Source organism: Acetobacter sp., assembly GCF_047721705.1.
Taxonomy (GTDB): domain Bacteria; phylum Pseudomonadota; class Alphaproteobacteria; order Acetobacterales; family Acetobacteraceae; genus Acetobacter.
In genome coordinates this window covers 19,720-39,049 of the sequence record NZ_JBDNXK010000013.1, presented here as the reverse complement: position 1 = coordinate 39,049, position 19,330 = coordinate 19,720, and the positions used below count along the sequence as shown (strand labels likewise).

The 19,330-nt window shown below is 63.8% G+C and carries 23 protein-coding genes; 1 reads left to right on the top strand and 22 read right to left on the bottom strand.

The features are described 5' to 3' along the window. Positions 1-39: 39 nt before the first annotated feature. The 4 genes from ABF824_RS03855 to ABF824_RS03840 form a co-directional block, all read right to left on the bottom strand. Positions 40-999, bottom strand: a complete 960-nt coding sequence (locus ABF824_RS03855; protein ID WP_415486537.1) for a hypothetical protein — start codon at positions 997-999, stop codon at positions 40-42. Next, positions 914-1,234, bottom strand: a complete 321-nt coding sequence (locus ABF824_RS03850) for an antitoxin VbhA family protein (protein WP_415486536.1) — start codon at positions 1,232-1,234, stop codon at positions 914-916. The genes ABF824_RS03855 and ABF824_RS03850 overlap by 86 nt, the downstream gene beginning before the upstream one ends. Continuing rightward, positions 1,231-1,497: a hypothetical protein gene (locus tag ABF824_RS03845; RefSeq protein WP_415486534.1), complete on the bottom strand. Its 267-nt coding sequence runs from the start codon at positions 1,495-1,497 to the stop codon at positions 1,231-1,233. Before ABF824_RS03845 ends, ABF824_RS03850 begins: the two co-directional genes overlap by 4 nt. Positions 1,498-1,559: 62 nt before the next feature. Next, on the bottom strand, positions 1,560-1,907 hold the full coding sequence (locus tag ABF824_RS03840) for a single-stranded DNA-binding protein (RefSeq protein WP_415486533.1): 348 nt from the start codon (positions 1,905-1,907) through the stop codon (positions 1,560-1,562). A gap of 39 nt (positions 1,908-1,946) precedes the next feature. On the opposite strand from ABF824_RS03840, the gene ABF824_RS03835 reads away from it, so the two are divergent. Next, complete coding sequence (locus tag ABF824_RS03835) at positions 1,947-2,756, top strand: hypothetical protein (protein WP_415486532.1); 810 nt, start codon at positions 1,947-1,949, stop codon at positions 2,754-2,756. Here the strand turns inward: ABF824_RS03835 and ABF824_RS03830 are convergent. From ABF824_RS03830 to ABF824_RS03745, 18 genes are all read right to left on the bottom strand, one after another. Continuing rightward, positions 2,753-3,259: a hypothetical protein gene (locus ABF824_RS03830; RefSeq protein WP_415486531.1), complete on the bottom strand. Its 507-nt coding sequence runs from the start codon at positions 3,257-3,259 to the stop codon at positions 2,753-2,755. The two genes, ABF824_RS03835 and ABF824_RS03830, sit on opposite strands and share 4 nt — an antisense overlap. Beyond that, the gene (locus tag ABF824_RS03825) at positions 3,256-3,645 is read right to left on the bottom strand and encodes a hypothetical protein (RefSeq protein WP_415486530.1); all 390 of its coding nucleotides are present in this window, start codon (positions 3,643-3,645) and stop codon (positions 3,256-3,258) included. Before ABF824_RS03825 ends, ABF824_RS03830 begins: the two co-directional genes overlap by 4 nt. A gap of 63 nt (positions 3,646-3,708) precedes the next feature. Beyond that, positions 3,709-3,864, bottom strand: a complete 156-nt coding sequence (locus ABF824_RS03820) for a hypothetical protein (RefSeq protein ID WP_166318541.1) — start codon at positions 3,862-3,864, stop codon at positions 3,709-3,711. Between the two features lie 198 nt (positions 3,865-4,062). Further along, positions 4,063-4,401 (bottom strand): hypothetical protein, encoded by a 339-nt coding sequence (locus tag ABF824_RS03815; RefSeq protein ID WP_291365164.1) that lies wholly within the window; start codon positions 4,399-4,401, stop codon positions 4,063-4,065. Between the two features lie 120 nt (positions 4,402-4,521). Next, entirely contained in the window at positions 4,522-5,496 is a 975-nt protein-coding gene (locus ABF824_RS03810; RefSeq protein WP_415486528.1) for a phosphoadenosine phosphosulfate reductase family protein, read from the bottom strand. After that, complete coding sequence (locus tag ABF824_RS03805; protein ID WP_415486527.1) at positions 5,493-5,861, bottom strand: hypothetical protein; 369 nt, start codon at positions 5,859-5,861, stop codon at positions 5,493-5,495. The genes ABF824_RS03810 and ABF824_RS03805 overlap by 4 nt, the downstream gene beginning before the upstream one ends. Before the next feature lie 155 nt (positions 5,862-6,016). Then, positions 6,017-6,439: a hypothetical protein gene (locus ABF824_RS03800; RefSeq protein WP_291365169.1), complete on the bottom strand. Its 423-nt coding sequence runs from the start codon at positions 6,437-6,439 to the stop codon at positions 6,017-6,019. Continuing rightward, positions 6,432-6,770, bottom strand: coding sequence for a hypothetical protein (locus ABF824_RS03795; RefSeq protein ID WP_415486526.1), 339 nt, complete (start codon positions 6,768-6,770; stop codon positions 6,432-6,434). Before ABF824_RS03795 ends, ABF824_RS03800 begins: the two co-directional genes overlap by 8 nt. Positions 6,771-6,784: 14 nt before the next feature. Continuing rightward, positions 6,785-7,393: a hypothetical protein gene (locus ABF824_RS03790; RefSeq protein ID WP_415486525.1), complete on the bottom strand. Its 609-nt coding sequence runs from the start codon at positions 7,391-7,393 to the stop codon at positions 6,785-6,787. Between the two features lie 67 nt (positions 7,394-7,460). Further along, complete coding sequence (locus ABF824_RS03785; RefSeq protein WP_415486524.1) at positions 7,461-7,766, bottom strand: hypothetical protein; 306 nt, start codon at positions 7,764-7,766, stop codon at positions 7,461-7,463. A gap of 68 nt (positions 7,767-7,834) precedes the next feature. Then, complete coding sequence (locus tag ABF824_RS03780; protein ID WP_415486523.1) at positions 7,835-8,236, bottom strand: DUF6876 family protein; 402 nt, start codon at positions 8,234-8,236, stop codon at positions 7,835-7,837. 47 nt (positions 8,237-8,283) lie between these two features. Then, the gene (locus tag ABF824_RS03775; protein ID WP_415486522.1) at positions 8,284-8,982 is read right to left on the bottom strand and encodes an LPD29 domain-containing protein; all 699 of its coding nucleotides are present in this window, start codon (positions 8,980-8,982) and stop codon (positions 8,284-8,286) included. A gap of 234 nt (positions 8,983-9,216) precedes the next feature. Next, a complete protein-coding gene (locus ABF824_RS03770; RefSeq protein WP_415486521.1) occupies positions 9,217-9,699 on the bottom strand; it encodes a DUF3085 domain-containing protein in 483 nt (160 codons plus the stop codon). A gap of 461 nt (positions 9,700-10,160) precedes the next feature. Beyond that, positions 10,161-12,095: a ParB N-terminal domain-containing protein gene (locus ABF824_RS03765; RefSeq protein ID WP_415486519.1), complete on the bottom strand. Its 1,935-nt coding sequence runs from the start codon at positions 12,093-12,095 to the stop codon at positions 10,161-10,163. A 207-nt stretch (positions 12,096-12,302) separates the two neighbouring features. Next, positions 12,303-12,968 carry a hypothetical protein gene (locus tag ABF824_RS03760; protein WP_415486518.1) on the bottom strand — a complete coding sequence of 222 codons (666 nt, stop codon included), beginning with the start codon at positions 12,966-12,968 and terminating at the stop codon, positions 12,303-12,305. 45 nt (positions 12,969-13,013) lie between these two features. Then, on the bottom strand, positions 13,014-13,538 hold the full coding sequence (locus ABF824_RS03755) for a hypothetical protein (RefSeq protein WP_415486517.1): 525 nt from the start codon (positions 13,536-13,538) through the stop codon (positions 13,014-13,016). Then, positions 13,531-13,710: a hypothetical protein gene (locus ABF824_RS03750; RefSeq protein ID WP_415486516.1), complete on the bottom strand. Its 180-nt coding sequence runs from the start codon at positions 13,708-13,710 to the stop codon at positions 13,531-13,533. Before ABF824_RS03750 ends, ABF824_RS03755 begins: the two co-directional genes overlap by 8 nt. Before the next feature lie 163 nt (positions 13,711-13,873). Beyond that, complete coding sequence (locus tag ABF824_RS03745) at positions 13,874-19,000, bottom strand: DEAD/DEAH box helicase family protein (protein WP_415486515.1); 5,127 nt, start codon at positions 18,998-19,000, stop codon at positions 13,874-13,876. Between the last annotated feature and the right edge of the window lie 330 nt (positions 19,001-19,330).

Below are 19,330 nucleotides of genomic sequence, written 5' to 3'. Positions count from 1 at the left end.
GTGCAATCGCACCTATGAGCGCGATTTTTTCCGGTCGTCCTAGAAACCGGGTCCGGGCGAGCGGCTCGAAGGTGTCGGCGCGGACGGCTTGGGATCTTCCCGGTTCCCAGATGACGGCGCTTTTTCAGGCGACGCGCCAGAAGACGCCTGCGGGGCGTCCGCGGCGGGCTTGCGAAAGAAAGAGTCCACAATGCGTCCGAACACGCTCTGCCCGCTCTGTGGCGCAGGTTCGGGGCGCGGTGTCGGCTCCAGCCGCGTAAGACCTGCGGAGATGATCGCCCCGAGATCGCGCTTTCCCTGAAGCTCGCGCAACTGCTTGAGCGTCTGGAACGCCATATAGCCCATACCCTCGTCCTCGAGCGCACGGGTTTCGGTCATACCGGGGAAAGCGCGCTCGATCACAGCCACGTCCCGAGCGACGTAAAGCTCATTCCGACTTTCCTGCGTCACTCCTGTGCGCGTCCAGTCCAGATCGAAGCCCGCTTTACGCGCTACGGACCGCACGAAACTACGCAGCGTCCGGCTGTTGCCTTCTTCAAAAACATGAGCATGGTCGAGATCCGCGTAGAGGTCGGCCAGCCGGTTTCCGGCTTCGCGGATGTCGAGACCCGCGAGTTCCTTGATTCCACCAAGCTGGTGAAAGGTCTCAAGGGCCTCGGCGGCCTTCTGACCGACGTGCTGCGTCGCATACATCACATCGTACTGGATGTCCGTGCCCTCAAGCGTGCGGGGTTTCATCCATATCCGGCTGTCCCCACGCACCTGCCCCGGACTGACCTTCTGCACAGCGCCCGGATAATGGTCGAAATCCTGAAAGATGTAGGCGTGCGTGCTCCTGAGATGATCGAGATCGAACGAACCTGTGAGGGGTTTACGTTCGAGTTCCGTGATCCGGACCCTCGAGAGGAGACCGTCAAGAGACAGACGAGATCCGCTCTGCGGCGAGGCGGGCGTATTCGGCGCGGCAGAGTCTGAAGATTTCTTCTCGGTATTCGTCATCGTTCAGCTCGCCTTCGATGAAGCGGCGGTCGATGGCACGCACCTCATCCGTGATTGTGAAACCTTCGAGTTCGACACTTCCCGTCGCCTGCCGGATTGCCTCGGCGCGGCGTGCCCGTTCAACGTCGGAGATGGCAGCAGGTCTGGTCATGACGGCACCTCGATTGATGAGATGGGCGATCATACCAGAGAGTTTCTGTCCTGTCCTGCGTGAGCCCAGCAGAAGGGCGCTCATGTCCGCATACTCCGGCGTGGCGTACGCTCAACGAGAACCTCACGCCCTGCCAGCTCGCGCAGACTGCTTTCAAGCAGTTTGGCTGAACGGCGACGGCGCACTTCGTGGGCGGTGCGGCGCAGCCGGGCGCGCGCACGATCGGAGATCTCGGGCAGCACGAGGTTGCCTTCGATATGCAGGGCTTCGCCTTCCAGACGACGGGCCAGGGCGCGGGCCTGCAGGCGCGCGACTGGGACACCCGAAAAGGATGAGGATAACATCATGATCTTTACTCCAGTCAGGATTGGGAGGAGCGCGCACGGGGCGCGGTCCCCTCTTTTGCGTGTCAGAGAACGAGCAGGTCACAGTTCTCAGGTTCGATCGTCACATCCGTGACGACACCGCGCGTCAGGCCATTCGCAACGATTGCCCGCGCCCGCGCGCGTCCCTCGAGATAGACGCGCGTACCCGCTCTGCAGCGGTTCTCGATGGCGCGGAGCGCGTGAGGCTTGGTGCAGACCACGTAATGCCAGCCAAGCGCGTCAGCGCCCGGCGCAGGCTCACGATCTGTCCCGTTCCACGTTGTGCAGAGCCAGAAGCGCGCAGCGGTCTTCTCTCCGCTCGCCCCTGTCTCAAACTCGGGAGAGCACGTGATATGCCCCACGAGGATGATCCGGTTTACGACGTCCGACATGGCCATCTCCCTGTGTTTCTTCCAACAGAGTGAGGCCCGATGCCGCACCGTCTGCCGGTAGCGGTCAGACGGACAGGGCCATCAGGCGGCAGGCGCACTCCCTCGGTCCGGCATGGTGCGGAAGCCGCGTGCGGCTTCACGGTGCCGGAGCGACCGCAGGCTCGGGGATTGCGCCTGACGACGGCCCTGTCAGACCGCGACGACCGGCAGACGGTTCGGCATCGCGTCTTTTCTGCGCTCTGCTCTTCGCTTTTCGGCTTTTCTTCTTCATTTCCCTGTGTATCCGCTTGTACAGATCAGGGATTTCTCCTAGAATCACCGGGTATTTCAGGAGAAACGGACATGGCCGTTGTCACCGTCTCGAAAGATCGCGTGAGTCTGCTTGCGGATTTCCATCCCGAGTTGGCCACGCAATGCCGACGTTTCAAAGGCCGCTGCCTGGGCAAGGCTGTCGGCTGGACGTTTCTCGCCGATCAGGAGCACAACGTGCGCGGGATCTGCCGCACGCTCTACGGCGTGGACGGCACGCCGGAAGCCTGGGCCGATCAGTGCAACGTCCATGTCCAGGTCGAGGAGCGCGATATACGCGCACCCGTCTGGCGACAGTTCAACGCCGACATCTTTCTCGGCGGTCGCCATATCGCGGGAGTATTCGGCCCGCGTCAGGCGCTGCGCACCGGCAAGGGCGTGAAGTTTCTCGAAGGCGCGCCGTGCTGCGCGCGCGAACATGGAGCCTACCGTCTGGCCGTGCCGGACGGTGCGGTGATCGAGATCCGCAAATATCCGCGTGCCGCGCTGGCTTTTCTCAGCGAGGCGCTGCGCGGGCACGGTGCGCTGAGCGTCGCCTAAAACAGCCCCAGCTGCATCGCGGGCCGACTGAGGACTGGAACAGCGGCGGCGACGCCGTGCTTTTTCATCAACACCTCAAGCATGGCGCGTTCATGGGCTTCTTCCTCGTCGCGCACCTGCTTCGCCCAGGCTTCGACCAGAAGATTCTCGCGCACCCGCTGGCCGATTTCGCGCTCGACGTCCGACCACGTGAAGGCCGGATCGCCCCAGCACGGGTAATCCACCATGTGTTTGAGGAACGCATGGCGGGTCTTCGCGCTTGCAAACCATGCTGATCTGAAGCCCAGAGAATTGAAGTGAGCAATATGGCTCCACATCTGGGACACGCGCCCATACAGCGCCTTGTTGAGCTTCTCGGCCGGCATGCCCTGCGCGAGAAAGCGCAGGATGGCGTTGCCGATCCGGGCTTTGTCAGCCGCGCTACTCCACGTGGTGGGCGTGAACTGCTCCGCCACGAAAGGCGGCGAGCGCAGGCGCTCGCACAGGATCGGGGCCGCGCTCATGCCGCCCGGCTCCGGTTGCGATACCAGTTATGAAAGCGCGTCACGTCGGGCAGATCGGGATAGCGACCGCCACCCATCCCCTCATCTTCCATCTGCGCCAGCATCCGCACCGAAATCCGTGAGCGCTTGTCGTTGGCAAGGCATCGCACCAGAGCGAGATGCGAGCGCCCGCTGATAAAGCGATCCTCCCAGAACCCCGTGACCGGATTGCGCACGGCGGCCGCCAGAGTGCCGTTGCAGAACCCTTCCACGATCCACGGCACCGTCCGGTAGGGACGGCCGGGGCGCGGGCCTGGAAAGCGGAAGATCGAACCCAGCGCGACGGTGCCGACACGCAGCGGATTGTGCCCGCCCTGAAAGGGCGAGGTATGATACTGACGCAGCATCGGAACTCTCCTGAAACACAAAGACCGCCTCAAGGGCGGCCAAAATAGACAAGCGGTGACGCCTCAGAGGAGGCTGATGAGGTCGTCGATGTCGGGGAGAAAAAAGCCCGGTCCCACGATCAGGACCGTGACCAACCCCATGAAGAGCATGAAGCCCATGACGCCGAAGATGATTTCTCGCGCATCGTTGCGTGTGATCGGAAAGCTGCGCTTGGACATGGTGTGGATCCTTTGTTTTCTCTGGACCCTTCCCGCGCAACCGGGCGTTGACGGCCAATGCAAAGCCGACGCATCGCGTCGGCACCGCAGGCGCGCGCAGCGCGGCGAGGAGCCACGCTTTGCATTGGACGGCAAGGCCTGGTGCGGCCTTCTCCCGCTTGTCTTCCTTCTCCTCCCTTTCAGTCTTTTCCTTATCCCTCAGTCCTGCCACTGCACCGGAAACCGATCGTCGATGTCACCGTCGCGGTCGAACAGCACCCAGTCACATCCGGCCTCCTTGGCGTAGGCAAGGATGGCGTAGAGCCCCGGCGAGGCGTCGTCATGGATGCTCTCCAGCTCGTCGGGCACCGAGACGAGCCAGCCATAGGGTCCGGACAGGCAGGCCATGGAGCCGCTCTGGCCCTTGGTGACGAGGTATTCCTCAAACTCCAGCGTGTCGCCGCGATCCAGATGCGCGGTGCTCAGATCGAGCACGCGCCGCACATTGCGTGGCTGACGGGCAACCGGAAGAGAAACGACCGTGGCGGTATCGGACATGACAGGCTCCTTTGAGCGTGGTAGTGAGAGATGAGCGCCACACACTCCGCCCTGTTCGTGCGACTGTGCAGCGTTTTTCCGAAAAATCGGCAGCGGCGATGCAAGGTGTGTCAGAAACTGTCACACCGGTGCGGCATTCTCGCCGAACGCGCCCGCAGGCATCTGCCAGTGTGAGGGGGCGCAAAGCACCCGTCCGCGCCAGCGGCGCGAGAGCGCGCGACGCACCAGATCCGGTCTTGCCAGCACCGGGGCGAACACCTCGCCCGTATCGGCAAGCGCCGAGAGATCGCGATCGCGGCGGATCGTGCAGCCAAACGCGCGCTCCCACGCGCACAAACCGGCGAAGCGTTGACCATCCATGTAGCGCAGCGTCGCCGCCTGATTGGCCGACATGAAAATGCACGTCAGGCAAGACAGCCGCCCAAAACCCAGCCGATAGGGCAGAGGTGCGATCACCCCGTGTCTGTGCAGACATTCCCACACCTCGACCTCGCTCCAGCCATGCACCGGCCGGTAGTGATCGACATGACGCCGCGCGCGTCCGTCCCGCAGATCCGAACGGTGCGGTTCGAAGGCCGCATAGCGGGCGCGGTTGGCGGATTCAGCGGCCCGCTCACCGGTCACGAACAATGTGCGCGCGTGGTGAAACCGTGCCTGATTGCGCAGCGCCGTGTCGGCAACCATGATCTTGGCGTAGGACGAGCACCAGCGCACCGACAGGTTCGCCGAGACCTGCGGAAAGCGGCGGCGCGTGTTGCGCGGGCCGTGTCCGCCCATCGTCACGCGCCCTTCGGGCGTGTCGAACCAGACGGGCGCGGTTGGCGCGTCCTCGCGCAACATCTCGCGCACGATCCCGCCCTGACGGGCCGAGAAATATAGTTTTACGCCCAGTGCGTCGGCGAGATGGCTGCCATAATCGGTGACGTGCGGCCAGTCGAACACGTCGGCCTCGTCATCGACCAGATGGTGCCACCACTCGATACGCTCGGGCGGCACGCCGCATTCGAGAAGATGCAGCGTGCAGGCCAGGGAATCCTTGCCGAAGGAACAGGCGACGATGATGTGGTCATAGCTCGCCAGATCCGGGCCGCTCACAGCACCCGGCTCACGGGCGCACCGGTCAGGACCGGGAGCATGTGCGGCAGAGGCACGCCCGACAGGCGCAGCGGCTTGGTGTGCCGTCCGTCCCATGTCAGACGCTCGCACGGGCGCAGCAGTCCGGCCGCCTCGGCGGCCCGATCCCGTTTGATGCACACGGTTTCATTGCCTCCCGAGCGGCGCTGGCACGGCTCGCCCGCGTCCGCGCCACAGCCCGCGCAGGGCAGTGTCAGCGCCGGGTCGCCATGCTCCCATTCCATCCCGCAGCGGTGACACTGCACCGGCTCGGATGTGCAGATCCAGCGTGTGGGCTTGCGGAAGGTAACGCTACGGGGACGTGTGGATGAGGCCGTGTATGCCATGGAAACATTCTCCTCTCTGAATGCTTCCCCGCAGGCCGGGAGCGGCTGGCCGGGTCAGGCGCGGCGCCTGCGCCGGCACCGCAAAGCGCGCGCAAGCGCGGTGCGGAGCCACCGCTTGACGCGGACGGACGCTTCTGGTCGCTCCCTTCCCTGCTTTATCCTTCTTCCTGTTTCTCTCTCTCCCGCTCTTCCAGACGCCGCAGAAGCCAGCGGCAGGCGCTGTGCGCGTCCATCTGTGTCGGATCCGCCAGAACCCGCTCCATCACCCCGAGCAACGCGGCGGTCTCGGCCGGTCCAGGCTCGAACCATGCGCTTGCGCCGAATGTGGCGATCTCCTCGTCGGTGTCGGGGTGTTCCACCTGGGCGACGATTTCGTTGTGAACAAGATCGTCGCAGTCGAGATAGGCGGCTCGCCCATCGGGCAGGATCACCGGACGCATGCCGCAGCTTTCCACATCGTCAGACGCCGCGTCGAGAACGATGCGCGCGGCGTCCTCGGCACAGGGCGCGTCGATCAGAAAGGCGGCGCTGTCGGCCTGAACAGAACGCTCAATGATCCGGACACGAAACTCAGGCATTTTCCAGGTCCTTCACCAGTTCGTACTCACTCAGCGTCGTGGCACCCGTCCAGGGATCGAGATGGCTAATCATCTCCCTGCCACAGACGTCGCCCGCGAAACCGTGGCGGCGAAGATACGCCAGCCGCTTGCGGGTGATCTTCGGAATGGCGGTGCGCGTGGTAAAATCCGCGAGTGCGGCGTCCATGTCGGAATAGGGACCGTGCCAGTCACGTGCGTTGACCGGGTAGATTTCGGGCGTGCGAAGCAGCACGGTGCCATCGGGTCGCGCACAGGTCTCGACAACATGGCGCCCGATCTTACGGCGCATGATCGGGGGAGCGTCAGTCATTTCATCCACTCCCCTCATGCGATCTCGGGCTGCAGCGCAAAGGCTTCCACCACATCGTAAGGATGCTCGTGCGCGTCATACCCGACGCGCAACACCTCGGCCTTTGTGAAGTCGAGCAGCATCCGCTTGCCGTGGGTCTTGCGCTGCACGGCCGCATTGGCCGCGCGGAGCCATCCGTAAAACCCCAGATGATTCTGCGCAGGTTCCACGAACTCGTCGCTCTGCTCTGGCCACCAGAAGGGCGCCTGCCCGTCGATCTGGAACGGCATCTCGTCGCTGCCCCACATCCGCACACCCGGCTCACCGTCATACGCTCGTGGCTCAGGATGGATGACGTGCGTCCAGCGTTCGAGATTGAGCTGTCGATGCCTTCGAGCAACCTCGAACCCTAATGGTTTGCGAACACCCCCCTCACAGCCGATGAATATCGCAAACGAGCGTTGGGGCGCATGACGGGCAACCGTTTCGCCATACTGCTGCACCTTGTCCGCAAACTCGGTCACATCGTCGGCGAATATTGTGGCGGGTTGACCAAGTTCTATGTCACCGGCGCTTTTGAGGATTTGGCCGTGAGGCACAACGAGGCGATAGACAGGTAAGGCGGACAATGTGAAACGCGGCATGTCGGGTCTCCAGACATGAAAAAGCCGCCTCGAAGGCGGCGTGAAAGGAAGGATAGCGAGGCGGGCTTCAGAAGTCGGAGAAACCCTCTTCCTCCAGCGCTGCACGCACCACGTCCCCGGGCGGCTCCTGAGCTTCGTAGGAATCCCACCAGCACTGATCGGGAAGATCGAAGATCCCGACACCCGCGATGCGGATGCAGATGCGATTGGCCACGCGCAGATAGCCGTAGAAACCCATATGGCCGGCTGTGTATTCCGCCGTCGTGGCACACGCAGACATTTCCGTGATCCCGGGCTGGCCTTCGCGCTGAAAGGGCTCGCGCTCGCTGCCCCAGCGCAGGACGGGCGGTTCGCGGGTAAGGCTGTCGGGCATGATGGACTCTCCAGAAGCGAAAAAGCCGCCTCAAGGGCGGCCGGGACAGACGAAAGAAGGCGGCGCTGTCAGTATTCTCTGGGCAGAAGCACCACGCGGCCAAGGCCCGCTTCCCTGAAGGCGAACAGCTTGATCTCGGTGAGCGGGAAATCGGTGTATTCGATGTCCTGACGGTAAATCTCCTGCTCTCGTTGCAGTCCTTTGCCGCCGTCGGTGCAGACGATCACGCCGCGATGCTGTTCCAGATCGACGCTCAGCGTCCAGAACTGCCGCTCTTCGGCGCGCATGGACGGCAGAGACTGCACGCTTGCAAGCACGTCCAGCAGCCACGCCGCTCCGTTGCTGGCGAGAAAATGGGCGCCATCCGTGAGCACAAGCCCGCCAAGCCAGCGGTAATACTGCGTGGTGCCCGTGAACTGTGCCAGATCGTTACGGTTGATGGCGTGCGTCGAGGTCAGCGTTTCAGACATGGAAACTCTCCGTATGAAAAACAGGTTTTAAGAATTGAGGAACGCGATCAATCTGCGACCGGCGCGTTGGGATCGCGGTAGAGGCTGATGTAGTCGGCGTGCCCGAACACCGTGTTCCACGGCGTGGCGACGACGGTGCTGCAGTCGTTCATGAGATCGTATCCCGAGCCTCTGAAGCGGTCGGTGATCTCTTTGACGTCCGCTTCGGCAGGCCCGCACTCCCAGCACACGGTCAGACTGCCGTAATGGCGCTTGCGGACCCGGAAACGGGTCTTTGGCCAGTGCTTCTTCAACAGCACGCGCAGATTGGCCGCAGCGAGCGTGCCGCTCCTCTCGTCGCCCTGCTTGAGACGGGCGAGTTCCGGATCGGTCTGCAGGCGCGCTGCCTCGGCGTCGAACGCGGCTTTGTCTTCGGCTTGTTTACGGCGTTTTTCCGCTTCACGGGCTTCCGCCAGCGCGTCCAGACGCGCCGGTTCGTCAGCATCGGCAAACCCGTCCTCGCGCGCATACACCGTCCACTGCACGCCGCGCAGGACCGCCTCGGGAAGCCGCAGGCTGCGCTCTCCGCCGAGAAACACGATGTCGTAGTTGGCCGAGCCGCCCGTCATGATCGCGCCTCGTGAAAGCGCGCGAACCGGTTGACGACCAGCCTCCCCATGCACGGCCTTCACATAGCCGCGTCCGCGATTGTAGAGGATCGTGGAGACCATGGTGCCCACCACCACGGGGTTTTCCGATACCGACATTCTGTGCTCCTTCCAGCATCTTTTCCTGATACCTCTCCAGAGGCCATGGGCCGGGGGCCGGAGCAGACGCGGCGCGCAGCGCCGGGATCGGAGCCACGCGTAGGCCGCGCAGCGGGCGAGCATGGCGAGAACCCACCGTTTGTGGAGGACGCCGGACTATGGCGCCCCCTTCCCTCCTTCTTCTCCTTCCTTTGCTTTTCTGCTTTTCTCGTCACCTGTTTTCAGGCGGACGTCTTACGGACACCGGGCCGTGCGCGCTTTGGCTTGGGGCGCGGCGCCAGATACGGCGTGCTGATGCGTGGCGGCGAGACATTCATCCAGAAGCGACCCCTCGAGAGCCTTGCGGATCGCATCGGCGCCGAGAAACTCCGCGCCGTCGTCACCGCCAAAGGCGGCCGCCTTGACCTCATACCAGTCGTCCGGATGTTTCTCGGGATCGGCTTCAATGGCGTACGCCACGAGGTTCGCTCGGCCGTTTTCATCGGGCAGGGCGGGACACCCATTTGACATCAGATAGATCCCCTGATCGCCCACCAGCATCAGACCCGCTGGGACTTTCGTGCCGTCGATATCGCTGGAGGCAGAATCTTGCGTGGTCACACCCGCTTTCAGGAAAGCCGGATCGTAGAGCTGCTCCAGGGTGGGCGAATGCTCCGTTGCCGCTTCGGCATGCGCCAGCAGACGCGCCACAAGCGCGTGATCGAAATGCAGTTTCATGAGGGATTTCCTTTCCGTGGCCTCTGGCGAGGACACAAAAAAAGGGGCGACACACGGATGTGCATCGCCCCTTGAAAATCGTGGTCGGTATGCCCTACTCTGAAGCCGGGTCAGGGGGCATCCGACTAAAGATAACCCCCTTCCCCGAGGCTAGAAGTGACTAATCGGAGAGGCTCTTCAGTGCGGCGGTAACCGCCTGAAGGGCCTTCTTCGTTTTACGAAGAACCCGTTTCAGCCACTTCCGGTCCACCACGATCACGACGATCATGATTTCCCTTTCAGTGCAGGGCCAGACGCTGCGGCCCCCGAAGCGCCATGGCCGACCACGATTGATGGGGGCCGCGACACCGCGCGCATGGTCTCACGCGATGTTTCGCCGCTCCGGCTCGTCAGGCGGCCCCGAAATGATCTGATAGCATCTCACGGACGGGCGCACAGCCCGTCCGCACTGCGATGTCCCCTTACACCATCACCACCTCGAAGTGATCGGGCATGGCGCGGGCCAGCTCGGTCAACTCGCGCGGAATGCGCGGATCGGCCGGGCGTTCGGAAAGAGGCGCTGCGGGGGGCTCTTCGTCTGTTTCGGGCTCGTCTGCAGGCGCTACGGCCTCGAGCGGTGCCAGATCTTCGCTCCCCTCGCCGTCTCCGCCTTCGATCTCTTCGCCGAGATCCTCGCTCTCGGCGACGTCCTCATCCTGCTCATCCTCGTCCTCAAGCTCGGCCTGAAGTTTCGCTCGCGCGGCCGCGCTTTTGGCCTTTCGCGCCAGTTCTTCCTTCCAAGCGGCGATCCCTTCCCCGAAACCCGCCGCCTCGGGCACCCAGCGGCCTTCGCCGACGTGGCCCATCAGCGCCTCGCGCATGGCCTTGCCGGTCGGCTTTTCTTCCAGCCCCTCGGCCTTCACCGCCTTTGTGATGCCCGGCTTGCTGTAGGTCTTGAGGAACGCCTCAAAGGCCATGTTCGGCATGTGGGCGTCCGCGCCGAACAGCACGCCGAGAAGCTGCGCCGGCAGACCGCTGCCGCTGTGCATGCTCACCTCGCAGTTCATGAAGCTGGCGAGCACGTCGAGCGCGGCCTCACGCAGTGTGGCCGGATCGCGCACCAGCACACCTTCGGGAAACACGCGGCCGACCGCCCGGTCGCGTGCGGATCCACCGCCATACGGATCGTACGTGTGATCGCCATGGATCGTCACGTTGTTCGCGCTCAGCGCCAGCAGGAACGCGCCGACCAGATTCCACGGATCCACGTCCTCGCTCTCGCCCGCACCTGCGAGCGCCTCGCGCAGCGCCTGTGTGCGGACCTCGCCGATCAGCTTCAGGCCCGTCCCCGAAATGTCGGGCCGCTCCTTTGGCGCGGTCGAGGCCGGAAGGATCGTGACATTGAGCGATCCGTTCACGCCCTCTTCTCCTGCACGAACCGGACGGGCGCGCATGTGGCCGCTCCTGATCTGCAGCGTGCCCGAATTGACCCAGACAACAGGGATATCGCTCTCCAGCGCGCACTCCCAATGGTTAACCTGGCGATACCCGTCCGGCATCATCGGATCACCATAGTGGTCTGTCCCGATGAACTGGCCACCCTCGGGCAGCGTCTTCTCCGCCAATAGTTGCTGCGCCTTGAACATGGCCGGAAAGCTTGTGCAGTAGCGATTGTCCTGATCGCCCTGCCCGAACAGATCCTCCTCCCAGACGACACCCGCTTCTTTCGCGGTGGCCTCGTCAAACGCGAAATCGCGTGCATACAGCTCGGTGCGATCGAGCGCCTGAACAAACTCGGACCACTCGAAATACTGGAAATCCTCGGCCGTCATGCGGTAGTCGGCCGGATCGCTCTCACCCTCTCCGCTTTCCGCCCAGACCTCGGCCCAGACATCACGCTGACGCTCAAGCGGCGTGCGGGCGATCGCGTTGCGTTCGGCAAAGGACGGCCCCATGCCCGCGTCGATTGCCGCGATGATCGGCGCGTGCATCTGCGCAAGCAGGGAAAGCCCGCGCAGATAGCCCGGCGTAATCATGAAGGCCCGGCAGATCTCCGTGTCGCTCGCACCTTTCGCGCGCATGTCGAGCACGCCGTTCCACTGATCGGATTCCGACATAGCCTCACGCACGACATTCTCCGCGACAGAGGCCATCGTATGGCTTTTCTCGTCGCCCTGGCGCACATGCACGTCGATCTCGCCAAGTTTCGCGGCGATGCAGGCGCGCACGCGCCGGTGCCCGGCCACGATCATCAGGCGGCCGTCCTCAAGCTCGCGCACGCAGGGCGGATGAATCAGCCCCACGGTCTTGATGTTGAGCGCAAGCTGGTGGTCCGCGCGCGGATCGGGGGCGCTGCGGCGCGGATTGTCGGGGTTCACGACAAGCGTTTTCGGGTCCACACGACGAAGTTCCGTCATGGTCATCTCCTTGATCTCATGGCTGCGAGGCTGGCTTTTTTCTCTGCCTCATGCTTTCCGCGACGGCGCAGACGGCTGGCCGGGGCAAGGGCGCGCCTGCGCGGCCCCGGAACGGGGCGCACCCTTGCGGCGGACAGACGGCCTGTGGCGCGTCCCTTGCCTTCTTCTCCTGCCCTGTCTTCTTTTTTCTTCTGACAGCGTCCGTTTTCACAATGCCAGTGCAAGGGTGCCTGTGCTCAGCTGCTTCGCCAGCGGTGTCGCGTCGTATTCATGACCTGTTATCTGGGCACGATTGTAGATCCGCCGTTCATCCAAATGCTGCCAGGAAAACAGGAGGGCCGCGTCGCGCATGTCGCGCAGAGGGTAAAGCGTCCACTGGAGCCGGTCCCCGACCCGCTCGGGTCGCCGTTCTTCGAGACACGCGATCAATGTGCTGAGTTCCTTGTGCCGCCACTCGCTATCGACAGTCTGTGGATCGGGAACATTCAGTGTCACGGAGCATCCAAGAAGACGTCCAAGCGTTTCGGGCGCAACGGCCGCGTCCACAATGTTGCGGTAACGGCGAATAAAGGTCTCGGCCTGTGTGTCACGACTGCCCGACAGCCGCAGACCGCCGCCCTCGCACCACGCTGCGGTTTCAACAACCGTTGTCATGACCTGGTATTTTTTGCCGCTCGCCATCAGGCTCCAGTCGCGCACCCGTATTTCCACGAGGCGGTTGCCGCGATACTGCTGGACCGTGAGATTGTTGTCGCCGCCCAGCTCGAAGAGCAGAAACTGATCGTCGAACAGGCGGGTCTGGGGAAAGGCCTCGCGCAACGTCTCGATCGGGAAGCGTACGGCGACGGCATCGTAAGCGATACGATGGGACATGATCTGTATTCCTATTGTGAAAATGAGGGACTGTCGGCGGCAGGCTCAGCGCAGGACAAACCAGTGCCGGTGCCACTCGGCCGTGGGATCGGCCGCGTTGATCCCGTCAGCGATGCGCTGCGCCAGGGCGTGTGTCGGCACCGGTTCGGACAGTTCGTGCGCGAGCGTGCCATCCACGACGATCCACCACCCCGCGTGCTGTCCGTATGCCTGCGGATCGCTCGCAAGCTGCCAGGGCTGGGCGTCGATGGGAGGCGCGGGCGCGAGCGGTTCCACCTGCTTGGCGCACGATCCCGGCACGGCTTTCTCCACACTCGCCCGGAAGCGACGGCGAACCTCCTGATCGCAATCATGGACGCTCGGCCGTTCCGGCCCATTGATCGCCCGCACTACGTCATCGAGCAGACGCTCGCGCACGTTGTCCACGAGATCGTCAGGGGCGACCGAGACGGACACCAGATAGCCATCCCGCGCGGCCTCGCGGACGTCGGGTGGGAAATGGCTGAACGTGCCCTCGAACACGCGCGTGAGCACGCCTTCGAGAGCGGTCGCGGTCATCGGATCAGTCATTCTCAGACTCCCCATCCATGACACCAAGCTCCCGCAGACGATCGGTATCCTCGAGCCGGACAATCTCGAAATCATCCGACCTGTGCGCGAACTCTCCAGACCTCACCTCTCCCACTGTCGCATGGAACCCGTCAGGCCAGATCACGATGTCGTCTCGATGGTGCGCCGTCATTTCTGTTTACTCCTTTCCTTATGCTCTCCGGCGACGGCGCAGACGGCTGGCCGGGGCAAGGGCGCGCCTGCGCGGCCCCGGAACGGGGCGCACCCTTGCGGCGGACGGACGGCCTGTGGCGCGCCCTTCCTCCCCTTTCCTGCCCTTCTTCTTCCTGCTTTTCTCAGGCCACCTCCTCGACCGGCTCGGTGGTCCTGGCCGCGCTGTCGTCATTGGCGGTCGCCTCTTTCAGCGCGGCTTCCTCCTCCTTGCCCGAGGCCTCGAGATCCGCATCCAGCGCCACCAGCTCGGCCAGCTTCGCCTCGAGATCGCCCGCCTCTGTGAACGGCAGGCCCTGACGCGCGCGATAGGCTGGCAGGCGACGCTCGGCCTCCTCAAAGCTGCGGCGCGCGTTCGCCAGATCGCCGTCGAGGCGGAGTGCTGCGTGCTCGATGCGCGAGATCAGACCCAGTGGTTTCGTCTCGCGGTCGATCTCGATGTCCACATCGCCTGCGGGCGTGTCGAGAAACACATAGGCTTCCACGTCGGGTTTCCCTTTGTTCGTGGAGAAGAACTGGTTCTCGCGCGCCTCGCACACCACCTCGAAGCCCGCGATGCGGCCCATCACCCAGCGGCCCTCCTGCTTCTCGCGCTCGGCGAGACGGGCCTGCGAGAGGATCCACGCGCCGGCCTTCTCGCGGCTCTCCACCACGCCCCGGTCACGATGCAGCGCAAACGCCTCGCCTTTCGTGGAAACGCGCTGGGCGATCGCCGCTTCCAGCTTCGGAATGATCGACGTTGCCGTTGCGATGTCGCGCTCCGCATGCTGGATCTGACGCCGCACGTTGAACTGGTCGTCGTAATGCGCCGCCTGCAGGCGCTCGAGACGGGCGATGTCGGCTTCCAGCCCTGCTTTCTGGATCAGGCGCATGTCGCCGGACGCCAGCGCCTTGGCCATGGCGAAGTCGTTGCCCTCGCCGCCCACGTCCTCGATGCGTCGGATCGACCGGTCTCCCGACATGGCCAGACCTATGAAGCGCATTTTCCGCTCAAGGAGCTGCCAGTTGGTGGCGTCCACCGATCCCTGCTGCGCGTAGGCGTAGATCTGGATTTCCGCGTTCTGGTTGCCCTGTCGCTCGATGCGTCCCTCACGCTGCATGATGTCGGCCACCAGCCAGGGCACGTCGAGATGATGCAGGGCGATCAGGCGCTGCTGGGCGTTCACGCCCGTCCCCATCGTCGCCGTCGAGCCGATCAGGATCCGCTTGCGTCCGGCGTTGAGATCGCCGAACAGCCGCAGTTTCGCGGCCGCCTTGTCGTAATCCTGCATAAAGGCGATCTGCTCGGCCGGCACGCCCATGCGGATCAGTTCCGAGCGGATCCACACATAGGCCGAGAAGCCACGCTTGGCCTGCGCGGATTCCGTGCCGAGATCGGAGAAGATCATCTGCACCGCGCCGGGGAGATCGTAAGGACGCCCCGTGTCGGGGTTGGTGTAGCGGTTGGCCGAGGTCTCCTGCCAGATCGCGAACACCTTGCGGATCATGACGTTGAGCTTCGAGCGGTTGTCATTGGCCGCGAACGGATCGACAAAGCGCAGGTCGATGGCCCCGAAGCGCGCATCGTTCATCACGCTCAGGATGATGTCGTCACCCTTCTGCGGACGACCTGTGCGCTCTTCAATCGCCTTCATCCGCCATGCCAGCGTCTTCTGAAAAGCCTTGAATTCAACGTGATTGTCAGCGACCACGATCTGCCGTTTGCCGCCCCTGACATCGGGCAGCTTGACGTATTTGCGCAGTTCGTCGGACTGCACCACATCGGCGAAGTCGCGATACATCGCGATCAGATCTGCTACGTTGACGAACTCGGTAAAGCGCGTGACCGGCTTGTATTGGCCATTGGGCTGCAGCTCAAGTTCGGTGCGGGTCTCACCGAAACTGGCCGACCAGGCGTCGAACTCGTGCAGATCCCGTGCCTCAAGGGCGGCAAGGTTCATGTAGCGACCAACATTCCACAATTCGGCGATCGTGTTGGTGATCGGCGAACCTGACGCCATGATGAGCGGCCGCGTTGGATCGTTTGCTGCCAGATAACGGGTTTTCACGAACAGATCCCACGCGCGCTGCGAACCATTGGGATCGACGCCGCGCAGGTCCGCCTGATTGGTGGCGTAAGACAGCTTGCGGAAAAGCTGTGCCTCGTCGACGAGAATCTGGTCGATACCGATCTCGCCCATGTGCAGCAGATCGTCCTTGCGCGCGGCCAGTCCTACCAGCTTGTCCTCCATCCCCTCTTTCATGCGCTCGATACGCTTGCGCGAGATGCGATCGTCCTTGTCGATGTCGCTGAGCAGAGTCTCGTAGGAGGCGATCTGACTCTCGATCATACCGCGCTCGAAATCGGCTTCGACGGGAATGAACTTGAAAGCGTCATGGGTGATGATGATCGCGTCCCAGTTCTCCGTGGCCGCACGGGCGATAAAGCGCTGGCGTTTCGCCTTGACGAAGTTCGTTTCGTCGGCGACCAGAATGCGCGCTGTCGGGTAGAGCATCAGGAACTCTTTCGCCATCTGCGCCAGGCAGTGGCCGGGCACGACGATGCACGCCTTGCTGATAAGCCCGAGGCGCTTCTGCTCCATTACGGCCGCCGCCATCGAGAAGGTCTTTCCCGCCCCCACAGCGTGCGCCATGTAGGTGCCGCCCGAGGCGATGATCCGCCAGATCACGCGCTTCTGGTGCGGGCGCAGGGTGATTGCGCTGCTGGCGCCGGGCAGCCGGAGATGCGAGCCATCGAAGACGCGGGGCACGAGATTGTTGTAGGTCTCGTTGTAGAGCTTCACCAGACGGTCAGAGCGATCGGCGTCCTGCCATACCCACGTCTCGAAGGCGCGCTTGATCGCTCCCAGCTTCTCCTTGGCGGCCTCTGTCTCCTGCGTGTTCAGCGTGCGTCTGTCGTTCCCGTTCTCATCCTTGAAGTGATCCCAGATCTTGGGAATAGACTGCGTGAGCGCGTCGTCGAGCAGATCGGCCGCATTCCGCCGCTCCGTTCCCCAGACCGATGTCGCCTCGGCCTTGCCAAAGAACGGTGCGCGGTCGATGCTCCAGCACGCTACCGACGCTGTGTGATGGATCGTGGTTTCCACGCCGATCACCTCGGACACGAAGGCTTCGATGTCGGCGACCGGTAGCCACGGCGCGCCCAGACGGGCGGTGATTTCCGAGGGCCGCAGGTCTGACGGCTGCACGCCCTCGAGGGCGGTGACCGTGCGGGCAAAGCGCGGATCGCTCTGCGCCGCCTCACGCGCGCGGGCCAGCTTCGTTCGCACTGCACCCGAGAGCATCTCGTCGGCCGTCACCCAGACGTCCCTGCCCTGCCCGCTTTTCTCAGCGTCGAGATAGACGCAATCGCCCAGCTCCGTCAGCGCATCCGCCTCGCTGCGGCCCAGAAGCTCGGCGATCAGCGCAAGATCCACGCGGCCGGTCTCGTGCAACGACAACGCCAGTGCGTCGTGCGCGCCGTGGATCTCCGGCTCGCTCGGCGCGTGAATGACGCGCTCGGAGAAAATCGGCCCCATGCGCCCGGTATCAGTTGCCTCGTCGTAGTCCTCGATCGACGCGACCAGCCACACATCCGGATCGTCCGCGAAAGGCTGGATGTTGGGGCGGCGCTGGGTCTCGCGTTTCGCACCAGTCTCGGGATCCTCGCGCACACTGGTCCGCGTATGATTGATTGGACCGAACTCACGCACGAAGGACAGATAGGCGGTCTTGAGCCGACGCTGCAGCTCGCCATAGGGCTGATTGGCCATCTGCGCGCGCAGGACGGCTCGGGCGCTATCGCGCACCGGCACCAGCGCTGAGATGATGCGACCGTGCTTGGCGAAGATCCCCTCGGTGGAACCAGCCTTGCGGATTGCGACCTTCTGGGCCTGCCCGTCGATGATCTGGTGCAGCGTGCCCTTCTCGACGAAGTAGCTGCCTTCCTTGAGATCGGCGCCGGTTGCCGCCGTGCCGATCCGCACGCCGTCGCCTGCCGGCCGGACGATCCGGCTCTCGCGTGGCGGCAGGAAATGCACGTTGGGCGCGATGCGGTTGAGGGCTTCCGGAAGCAGGACATCGAGGCCGGCATCCGTGCGGGGCGTGCAGGTGTAGCCGGGACCGAACTGCGTGGTGGTCCAGGCGTGCGTGCCAAGCACCTGCGCGGGATTTGCGAGAAGGTAGCGATTAACGATCAGTGGGCCGTTGCCCTCATCGCTGTCGGCTATCTTGCCCGTTTCAAGCCAGGTCTCGTCGCAGGGAGCCTCGCCGATCTCGCGCTTGCGGAAGGCCAGCACGTCCACCACGACGTCCGTTCCCGCGTCGTCGCGCATCGCGCCCTCGGGCAGCCTGACCGCCCCCAGAAGATCGGCGGTCTCGGCGATGGTCCGGCGTGCAGTGGGATCGGTCTTGTCCAGCGTGTAGCGGGACGTGACGAACAGCGCTATCCCGCCCGGGCGCAGCGCCTCGATGGAGCGCGCGATGAAGAAGTCGTGCAGGCTCAGCCCCAGCTTCTCCAGACCTTCGCGGCCATGCACCGACCGGTTGGAAAAAGGCGGGTTGCCGATGGCGAGATCGTAGCCCTGGATTAGCTGGGCGCGAGTAAAGTCCTCACTACGGATCCACTGGCTCGGATAGAGTTTGCGGGCGATCCGCGCCGAGATCGGGTCGTTCTCGATCCCGGTGAAGGCGATCTTTCCCTCGAGCTTTGCCGGGCGTGCTGCGATGAACAGGCCGGTGCCGCAACCGGGCTCGAGAACGGAACCGCCCCGAAAGCCCATGCGCTGGGCCATGTCCCACAGCGAATGCACGATCAGCTCTGGCGTGTAGTGTGCATATTGCGTGGCGCGCTGCAGCCCGGCCCGCTCGCTCTCGCTGGTCAGCCGCGTGAGTTCCGACGCGACATCCTCCCAGCCCTTGCGTACCTCTTTTCCGGGTGCCGGAAACAGGCCATTGGCCAGCTCACCCGCGCCGAAGCCGGTAAAGCGAGCCAGCACGTTCTGCTCGGCCGATGTCGCGTTGCGGTCCTCGCGCTCGAGTGTGGCGACAAGCGCAATCGCTGCGACATTGGCCTCGGCGCGGGCTTTCCAGCCCTGTGCCAGACCGCGCACGCCGTCGAGACAGAAATCGCGCGCGGGGATACGCAGGGGCTTGGCTGGAGCCGGGGCAACATCGGGGATGGGCTGATCGTCGTCGAGTGCCCACAGGGCGGCGAGGTCGCCGGAGAGAGCTGTGGTGTCGAACAGGCTGAACTGCTGGGAAGACGCGGACATGACGCACTCCGTCCAAACGGCAGCGCCCGACGCCTCTTGCGAGGGTCGGGGTGCCAGATTTCGGGGATGACCGGGATTGGCCGTCGGGAGCGGAAAGGGGGCTGACCTTTCGGTCTCACCTCATTTCTTTTCCCTTATGCCTTCGCGTCAACCGGGCCGGAGTGGGGGGCGCAGGTGCGGCGCGCAGCGCCGGGATCGCAGCCACGTGCAGACCGCGCAGCGGACAAGCCTGGCGAGAACCCACCACTTGCGCCGCACGCGCCGGGCTGGTGCCACCTTCTGTCCTTCTGTCCTTCTGTCCTTCTGTCCTTCTGTCCTTCTGTCCTTCTG

What these genes read in the sequence shown, in the direction of transcription:
- ABF824_RS03815 (WP_291365164.1), bottom strand. Translation starts at nt 4,401, where the DNA reads ATGTCCGATACCGCCACGGTCGTTTCTCTTCCGGTTGCCCGTCAGCCA.
- ABF824_RS03790 (WP_415486525.1), bottom strand. Translation starts at nt 7,393, where the DNA reads ATGCCGCGTTTCACATTGTCCGCCTTACCTGTCTATCGCCTCGTTGTG.
- ABF824_RS03760 (WP_415486518.1), bottom strand. Translation starts at nt 12,968, where the DNA reads ATGTCCCATCGTATCGCTTACGATGCCGTCGCCGTACGCTTCCCGATC.
- ABF824_RS03800 (WP_291365169.1), bottom strand. Translation starts at nt 6,439, where the DNA reads ATGCCTGAGTTTCGTGTCCGGATCATTGAGCGTTCTGTTCAGGCCGAC.
- ABF824_RS03770 (WP_415486521.1), bottom strand. Translation starts at nt 9,699, where the DNA reads ATGAAACTGCATTTCGATCACGCGCTTGTGGCGCGTCTGCTGGCGCAT.
- ABF824_RS03855 (WP_415486537.1), bottom strand. Translation starts at nt 999, where the DNA reads ATGACGAATACCGAGAAGAAATCTTCAGACTCTGCCGCGCCGAATACG.
- ABF824_RS03830 (WP_415486531.1), bottom strand. Translation starts at nt 3,259, where the DNA reads ATGAGCGCGGCCCCGATCCTGTGCGAGCGCCTGCGCTCGCCGCCTTTC.
- ABF824_RS03850 (WP_415486536.1), bottom strand. Translation starts at nt 1,234, where the DNA reads ATGAGCGCCCTTCTGCTGGGCTCACGCAGGACAGGACAGAAACTCTCT.
- ABF824_RS03825 (WP_415486530.1), bottom strand. Translation starts at nt 3,645, where the DNA reads ATGCTGCGTCAGTATCATACCTCGCCCTTTCAGGGCGGGCACAATCCG.
- ABF824_RS03820 (WP_166318541.1), bottom strand. Translation starts at nt 3,864, where the DNA reads ATGTCCAAGCGCAGCTTTCCGATCACACGCAACGATGCGCGAGAAATC.
- ABF824_RS03845 (WP_415486534.1), bottom strand. Translation starts at nt 1,497, where the DNA reads ATGATGTTATCCTCATCCTTTTCGGGTGTCCCAGTCGCGCGCCTGCAG.
- ABF824_RS03835 (WP_415486532.1), top strand. Translation starts at nt 1,947, where the DNA reads ATGCCGCACCGTCTGCCGGTAGCGGTCAGACGGACAGGGCCATCAGGC.
- ABF824_RS03840 (WP_415486533.1), bottom strand. Translation starts at nt 1,907, where the DNA reads ATGTCGGACGTCGTAAACCGGATCATCCTCGTGGGGCATATCACGTGC.
- ABF824_RS03755 (WP_415486517.1), bottom strand. Translation starts at nt 13,538, where the DNA reads ATGACTGATCCGATGACCGCGACCGCTCTCGAAGGCGTGCTCACGCGC.
- ABF824_RS03750 (WP_415486516.1), bottom strand. Translation starts at nt 13,710, where the DNA reads ATGACGGCGCACCATCGAGACGACATCGTGATCTGGCCTGACGGGTTC.
- ABF824_RS03780 (WP_415486523.1), bottom strand. Translation starts at nt 8,236, where the DNA reads ATGTCTGAAACGCTGACCTCGACGCACGCCATCAACCGTAACGATCTG.
- ABF824_RS03745 (WP_415486515.1), bottom strand. Translation starts at nt 19,000, where the DNA reads ATGTCCGCGTCTTCCCAGCAGTTCAGCCTGTTCGACACCACAGCTCTC.
- ABF824_RS03765 (WP_415486519.1), bottom strand. Translation starts at nt 12,095, where the DNA reads ATGACGGAACTTCGTCGTGTGGACCCGAAAACGCTTGTCGTGAACCCC.
- ABF824_RS03775 (WP_415486522.1), bottom strand. Translation starts at nt 8,982, where the DNA reads ATGTCGGTATCGGAAAACCCCGTGGTGGTGGGCACCATGGTCTCCACG.
- ABF824_RS03795 (WP_415486526.1), bottom strand. Translation starts at nt 6,770, where the DNA reads ATGACTGACGCTCCCCCGATCATGCGCCGTAAGATCGGGCGCCATGTT.
- ABF824_RS03785 (WP_415486524.1), bottom strand. Translation starts at nt 7,766, where the DNA reads ATGCCCGACAGCCTTACCCGCGAACCGCCCGTCCTGCGCTGGGGCAGC.
- ABF824_RS03805 (WP_415486527.1), bottom strand. Translation starts at nt 5,861, where the DNA reads ATGGCATACACGGCCTCATCCACACGTCCCCGTAGCGTTACCTTCCGC.